Source organism: Paraburkholderia sp. GAS41 (assembly GCF_050436545.1).
Lineage (GTDB): Bacteria > Pseudomonadota > Gammaproteobacteria > Burkholderiales > Burkholderiaceae > Paraburkholderia.
Map to the genome: position 1 here is coordinate 193,445 of NZ_JBNDMK010000013.1, position 6,000 is coordinate 199,444.

A 6,000-nucleotide genomic window follows, 5' to 3' on the forward strand; every position below is an offset into this window, starting at 1 on the left:
TCTATAGCGAACCCGCTGTTTGCGGTTGACAATGGGATGGGGCTGGATAGAATGGAAGCATCAGGTGCCACACTTGATGCTTTACGGGCGGGAGTTTGGGCTGCAACCCGGGCTCCCGCTTATTCATTTCAGCCCGCAACTTTCACGGGTCGTTCATTTCACGTTCTCCATGTTGTGTGCTTCGTTCATGACGAACTGCCATGGCCGGGAACAGACAAGTTTCATTTCGTCTTGACAGGCGCGGATTCGCGCAGCGCCCATAACCACTGCACGACATCCTGAGTAAGTGCAAAGCGACCGGCGCGTCCGGGCACGTTGAACATTGGAATACCAATTCTTCCGCTCCAGCATGCCTGCCGGAATGCGCTTACCGAAGCGAACCCCAATGTTTCGGCCAGTGCGGCCGAACCCATCAGTTGCCCATACCGGCCCGCCAACTTGGCTTCCAGTTCAGCCAACTCGTCAGTCGTCTGTCGAAAATTCCGGTTCATTTGGACACATCTGAAAATAACGAAGTTTGCGATTCCTCGCCATCCAGCCTGTGGGATCCGGTAAATTGTCGGCGAAAACGCTGTGACATACAGATTAACGCCCAATGACGACCATGTCATGTCTCAGCGACGGTAATGAAATCACCTCGATGATTACTTTTTTTTCCACCTTTCCCGTATGGAAAATTCACCTCGTATCGAACCGTCCGATTATTTGATCCCGCGCATATTGACGCCCGCGAACTATGACGTTCAAACCCAGACAAGCCGCTTGGAGCGACTAAACGGGCTGCGTGGCATGGCATGGGCCTATGCGACATGCCACCACTTACAGAAGAAACCCTCCGCCGTATCGCTTGAGTTTTCCGCGCCAGAAAGTTCTTTCGGATCGTCAGAAGATCGCAAGATGTCCAGTAACGTGATGCGTGGCTACATCGCCGGAGAACGAGCGCCGACACGAGGTCCGCGCGGAAAATTGGGGTTCGACCTGGTCGGGGCGATCAGCGCGGACCCGCGGGGTGCGCGTGCGGAGAAGTGGCTCACACACCGGCTCTGGAAGATGCTGCACCCCGCCACGACATTGGCCCGGTTAAGGGAGCTGCTTTACGAACTACACCCTTTCGTCCGATTGGTGCTTTTCGATTCGGATCCTGCCCTCAAAGGCAAACATGTTTCGTGGCGCCGTTACCGGATTGATGACTCTGCAGTACCAAGAGCGCTTGAGGATCTGGTTCTGGCTGCGTGTGCGATCAAATGGCATCCGCGCGGGACGGCGGCGGCAGACGTATTTGCCCTGTTTGAAGCGCTGGTAGGACTCTGGTGTGAAGCACGATTGATGTGTAACGGCGCACGCATGCAGGCGTTGCATGCCCTGATCATACGTACACAGGATCTTGCTCTGGCCGACGAGACGTTCCTTTATATTATTGACCCTTTTCTGGCATTCCTTTCTTTCGATGGCCCTGACTACCCGACCGGCGACAAGCGCGTAAACTGGGATATAGAAGAATAACTGGCCTGCTGCATTGCAAGGAAAGCTTTGGCACGCTCGTCGCGACGACCCGCGTCCAGACAAGGAAGGTGACGGGGTCCCGGTCTGGGTCGACGACCGGTTCGCCTCGCTGCCGGCCTCTTCCCGTTAGCGGGTTTCCGGGAGCACCGGCGGTGCGCCTCCAAACGCGCCCTGCGGCGGGGGCGGCACGCCGTGATAAGGCCGGTTATCACCGCTTGATCGAGGTTTTCACGGCCGGAAGGCGGACATTTCAATTTGGCTCCAACAGCGCGCCTGCGACAAGAAGGTTTTATGTCTAGCTGGAGGGGCTTGCGAGACCGGTGATGTATTTCAGCGGTGGCTCACCATCGCTGGCGAACATGAACATCTCTCCGTCTGGGTCGCGTTGCGCAAGCCTCCAGCAAAAGCGGAAATCGTGCAAATCGTCGAGAAAATCCCGGTAAGTGAGGGACCCGTACACCCATAGCCATGCTGTCTTGTTGGCTGTGGCGGCCACTTCCTGTTCGGTTATTTCGATGCCGTAATGCTGGTCGACGTGATAACTGTCATTTGGTTTGATTACGGACGCGTGATTAAGACGAACTGTTTTTTGATATCTTGGGGTTTCTGGCAGTTGCGCCGCAACCGCCCAACCAATGGAAAAGATGGTTGGAAACGCAGATGTTCACCCGTGATTTTGAACTTCAAAGCGGCCGATAGCGGAGAACCGGGTCGGTGGCCCGTCGTTGACGATTCCGCCATAGGGCTCCTCGCCACCAATTAATACGTCCGTTGCGACCAAGTCCTCAGGCGGAATCATGCGAATGACAGGCAACTCCATCGCGACGGCTGCTTTGGCACTGCGCTCAGCGGCGCTTGCGGCTTTCGTTGAGTCGTTCACTGAACGCCGCATAAGGCTCAGCTGCCATACGAACAGCAGCATCTGTAGGAGGGCAACACTAGCAGTCGCTCCGGTGAAGATCATGGTCCAGCGGCCGTTGACATCTTCTTCCTGCTGGACCGCTTCAGTTTTCCCCTTTTCGATCGACGGGAGCCGTAAGGTTTCCACGCTGGGATTCATTCCGACTCTGGGATGTGATGCCTGTTTGGTGTCGGGGGGAGATGTCGTTATTGGGGAATTCTGGTTCTGTTGGGGAACAGCGGGCTGCGCAGACGCCATGCAAAAAGCCGAGGTATAAAGCAAGACGCCAAACAGGATTGATTTCATACAGTTCCGTTTTCGCTTTTTTCTGGATCGGCGCTGAAAGACACCGTTGGAGATGAGTCTTGGCAAGCGGGGCTCTTGGGAAACAACCGCAACGCGCAAGACGTTCTCCTTTATTTTTGATAACGTCCTCTATCAAATATATAGGAGAGGCCATGGCCGAGGCCGAAAAACTTCAAATCGTCCTGCGTTCGTCGGTCAACGACGACCCCTTTGCCGGACAGGACAGTCAATACGCACGAGATCTCAAGGAATTCCTGGCCGTCGCGGAGTCGCAAGGCGGCACGATCGTGCGTCCCCGGCTCACGATGGACAGCGTACAAATCCAGACGGTCGTGGAGTTTGCGCAAGTGCTGGGGCCCATAGTTGGCCCCGCGATTGCGGCTGCTGTGACGACGTGGTTGCAAGGACGTGCCGGTCGCAATGCGCGGATAAAGGTTGGCGACATAGAGATCGAAGCGAGCTCGCGGGAAGAATTCGACCGACTTTTGGCGCAGGCTCTTGCCCTGAAGGCTAGGCAGACCAAGGCTGGGCAAGATCGTGAGTAAAGCCGCGCTCACGGTCCGGTCGCCGGACACCTTACCGGTGCTGGTGGTCAACGCTGGCGAGCGAGCCGACATCCGCTTCCTTGAATTCTTCGCGTCGGCGATGCGCAACCCGCGCACGCGCCGAACGTATGACCTGGCCTGGATGATCCGCAAAAAGCCCGACGCCCTCTTGGCCCACCCGAACCGTTATCGCCCTGGCCCTGTCGCCGGCACATGCGAATTGGTCGTGAAACCCAACTACTTCGGTTACCCGGGCGTTGATTCCCGGTCGACGCCGCTTTACGATCGCACCGGGCAACAAGGAAGACGCATCCAATGACAGCAGATACACCACAGCCGAAGCTCTTTATCTCGTATAGCTGGACGACGCCGATGCATGAACAGTGGGTCATGGACCTCGCTGAGCGTCTGGCGGAAGACGATGTCGACGTGATCATTGACAAATGGGCCTTGCGGGAAGGCCATGACGCCCATGCATTCATGGAGCAGATGGTGACCGACCCGGAGATCACGAAAGTCATCATGATTTGTGATGCCGCGTACGTGGAAAAGGCGAACCGGCGCGCCAGTGGCGTGGGAACCGAGACGCAGATCATCACGGGCGAAGTCTATAGCAATACGACGCAGGACAAGTTCGTTGCCGTGATTACGGAAAAGAATGCAGAAGGACATGCACTCGTTCCCGTCTATTACAAAGGCCGAATTTACATCGACCTGTCAGATGCCGGGCGCTACGAGGAGGAATACGAGCGACTGCTTCGATGGGTCTATGATCAGCCGGTCCACGTCAAGCCGCCCAGGGGAAAGAAGCCGGCGTTCCTGTCGGAAACGCCTGGTGCAAGGGTGGGCAACCGGTCGGCGATGAAGCGGGCGCTGGAGCAGTTGCGCGACGGTAAGCCAACTGCATCGGGCGCAGTCGGGGACTATCTTTCGAGCGTTGCCGAGGATTTTGAAGGATTGCGTATTGCCAAAGAGAAAGGAGTGGAGTTTGATGACCAGGTGGTTCAGTCCATCGAGTCTTTCCTGCCGACACGGGACGAACTGCTGACAGTCATCCAGGCCGTCGCGCGATATCAGCCGAGCGACGAGAACGTTCAAGAAATCCACCGGTTTTTTGAGGCACTCCTGCGGTACTACTTTCCGGCTCCCGACGTCATGCAGTGGACGGACACGGATTTCGACAATTTCGTCTTCATCACGTACGAGCTCTTCCTGCACACGCTGGCCATCTTTATCGACGCCGAACAGTTCGGGCAGGCCCGATACCTGATCGCAACGGACCTCTACGTGGGGCGAAACCATCGCTTTGGTAATGAACCCATGGTTGCGTCAAGTTCGATTGACGGACAGCTGAAATCGCTTGAATACCGGAACAGCAGGTTGAACCTGCGCAGGGGATCCGTACAGGCGGACCTGCTACGCGATCGCAGCAAGTCTGGGGCGGTTCAGTTTGAATCGCTGGCGCAGGCCGACCTCATTCTCTATCTGTATTTCATACGCAAGCCAGACTGCTGGTGGTATCCGCTGACAACGGTTTTCCTTGGCATGAGTCATTCGGCGTTGCCCGTTTTCGCCCGCGCGAATTCGAAGAAATACTTCCACAAGCTGCGCGTACTGCTGGGATTTGATACCGCCGATCAGATGCGCGAGTGGATCAGGGAAATGGAGAGCGGGAACGCATTGCCGAAGTCCGGTTTCCATCGCCTGCCGCTTGGCAGGCTGACGGCAGCAGAACAGCTGGCGACAAAGGAATAGAGATCCCAGTGACTGCGGTACGGAGTATAGTCAGCGGTAGATCGGGTGATTCACCACCCGAAATCTCTTGCCTGCATACTCTGGTCCACGTTCGACAGCAGGGTCATGGCGAAAAATTAGAACGCAAACGCCCGTTTCCACGCTACAGTCGTGGGACAGAATCGGTCGACAGCGGACCGTCTGATAAATTCAGATCGAACAAAAACCAATCCAGTTCAAGTGCGACGTCTTCAGCTACATATGCTCACAGCGTCCGGTCGGTGAGCACCGGTGGAGGACTGGGACAACAAATAGGGGATATGATGCATTTCTATGTGGACGAGTCAGGACACACTGGTCCGAACCTTTTCGATCCGGCGCAACCAATCTGAATCGCGCCGGGAATCGTGGAGGCCGGTTGGTTTAAGTTAATGCAGGCAGGTCAACGGCGTTTCTGAGTTGCCTGTAGTAGTTTGCCTCAGCCTCAGCGGGCGGGATATAGCCGAGCGGTTCCATCAGCCGACAATGGTTGTACCAGGCGACCCATTCCAAGGTTGCCAGTTCGACAGATTCCCGAGTCTTCCACGGGGCGAGCCGATGAATCAGTTCCGTCTTGTACACGCCGTTGATCGTTTCAGCCAGCGCGTTATCGTAGCTGTCGCCACGGCTTCCGACGGACGGCTCTATTCTCGCCTCAGCCAAACGTTCGCTATACCGAATGCTGACATATTGAGACCCCCTATCGGAGTGATGTATCAAGGTCCCGTCGTCGCCCGGTTGGCGTGCATACAACGCCTGTTCAAGTGCATCAAGAACGAAGTCCGTGGTCATCGACGAACTGACGCGCCAGCCAACGATGCGACGCGCGAACACGTCGATTACGAACGCCACGTACAGCCAGCCCTGCCATGTCGAGAGTGGAGTAAGAGACCGGGCGTAGTCGAGCTATCTCCCGGCCTCTCCTCCCCGAACCGGACTTGCACCTCTCAGCGCATCCGGCTCTCCATTCAA

Annotated in this window: 6 protein-coding genes and 1 pseudogene; 4 read left to right on the forward strand and 3 right to left on the reverse strand. The window is 56.4% G+C overall.

The window, feature by feature from the left end; all coding sequences use genetic code 11:
- Window positions 1-221: 221 nt before the first annotated feature.
- On the reverse strand, window positions 222-458 hold the full coding sequence (locus tag P3T43_RS19465; protein ID WP_429282659.1) for a hypothetical protein: 237 nt from the start codon (window positions 456-458) through the stop codon (window positions 222-224).
- 211 nt (window positions 459-669) lie between these two features.
- Between P3T43_RS19465 and P3T43_RS19470 the strand changes: the two genes are divergently transcribed.
- On the forward strand, window positions 670-1,503 hold the full coding sequence (locus P3T43_RS19470) for a hypothetical protein (RefSeq protein WP_429282660.1): 834 nt from the start codon (window positions 670-672) through the stop codon (window positions 1,501-1,503).
- 664 nt (window positions 1,504-2,167) lie between these two features.
- Here P3T43_RS19470 and P3T43_RS19475 read toward each other — a convergent pair.
- Entirely contained in the window at window positions 2,168-2,710 is a 543-nt protein-coding gene (locus P3T43_RS19475; RefSeq protein ID WP_429282661.1) for a hypothetical protein, read from the reverse strand.
- A gap of 152 nt (window positions 2,711-2,862) precedes the next feature.
- On the opposite strand from P3T43_RS19475, the gene P3T43_RS19480 reads away from it, so the two are divergent.
- From P3T43_RS19480 to P3T43_RS19490, 3 genes are read left to right on the forward strand one after another with little or no spacing between them, the layout of a single operon-like run.
- Complete coding sequence (locus tag P3T43_RS19480; protein WP_429282662.1) at window positions 2,863-3,255, forward strand: hypothetical protein; 393 nt, start codon at window positions 2,863-2,865, stop codon at window positions 3,253-3,255.
- Complete coding sequence (locus tag P3T43_RS19485; protein WP_429282663.1) at window positions 3,248-3,574, forward strand: hypothetical protein; 327 nt, start codon at window positions 3,248-3,250, stop codon at window positions 3,572-3,574. Before P3T43_RS19480 ends, P3T43_RS19485 begins: the two co-directional genes overlap by 8 nt.
- The gene (locus P3T43_RS19490) at window positions 3,571-5,010 is read left to right on the forward strand and encodes an SEFIR domain-containing protein (RefSeq protein ID WP_429282664.1); all 1,440 of its coding nucleotides are present in this window, start codon (window positions 3,571-3,573) and stop codon (window positions 5,008-5,010) included. The genes P3T43_RS19485 and P3T43_RS19490 overlap by 4 nt, the downstream gene beginning before the upstream one ends.
- A gap of 402 nt (window positions 5,011-5,412) precedes the next feature.
- On the opposite strand, the pseudogene P3T43_RS19495 reads toward P3T43_RS19490, so the two are convergent.
- Window positions 5,413-5,913, reverse strand: a pseudogene (locus P3T43_RS19495) (IS3 family transposase); the annotation flags it as partial.
- Between the last annotated feature and the right edge of the window lie 87 nt (window positions 5,914-6,000).

Bases quoted from the DNA above. Each gene is read 5' to 3' on its own strand.
- P3T43_RS19470 (WP_429282660.1), top strand. From the start codon at position 670: ATGGAAAATTCACCTCGTATCGAACCGTCCGATTATTTGATCCCGCGC.
- P3T43_RS19475 (WP_429282661.1), bottom strand. From the start codon at position 2,710: ATGAAATCAATCCTGTTTGGCGTCTTGCTTTATACCTCGGCTTTTTGC.
- P3T43_RS19480 (WP_429282662.1), top strand. From the start codon at position 2,863: ATGGCCGAGGCCGAAAAACTTCAAATCGTCCTGCGTTCGTCGGTCAAC.
- P3T43_RS19490 (WP_429282664.1), top strand. From the start codon at position 3,571: ATGACAGCAGATACACCACAGCCGAAGCTCTTTATCTCGTATAGCTGG.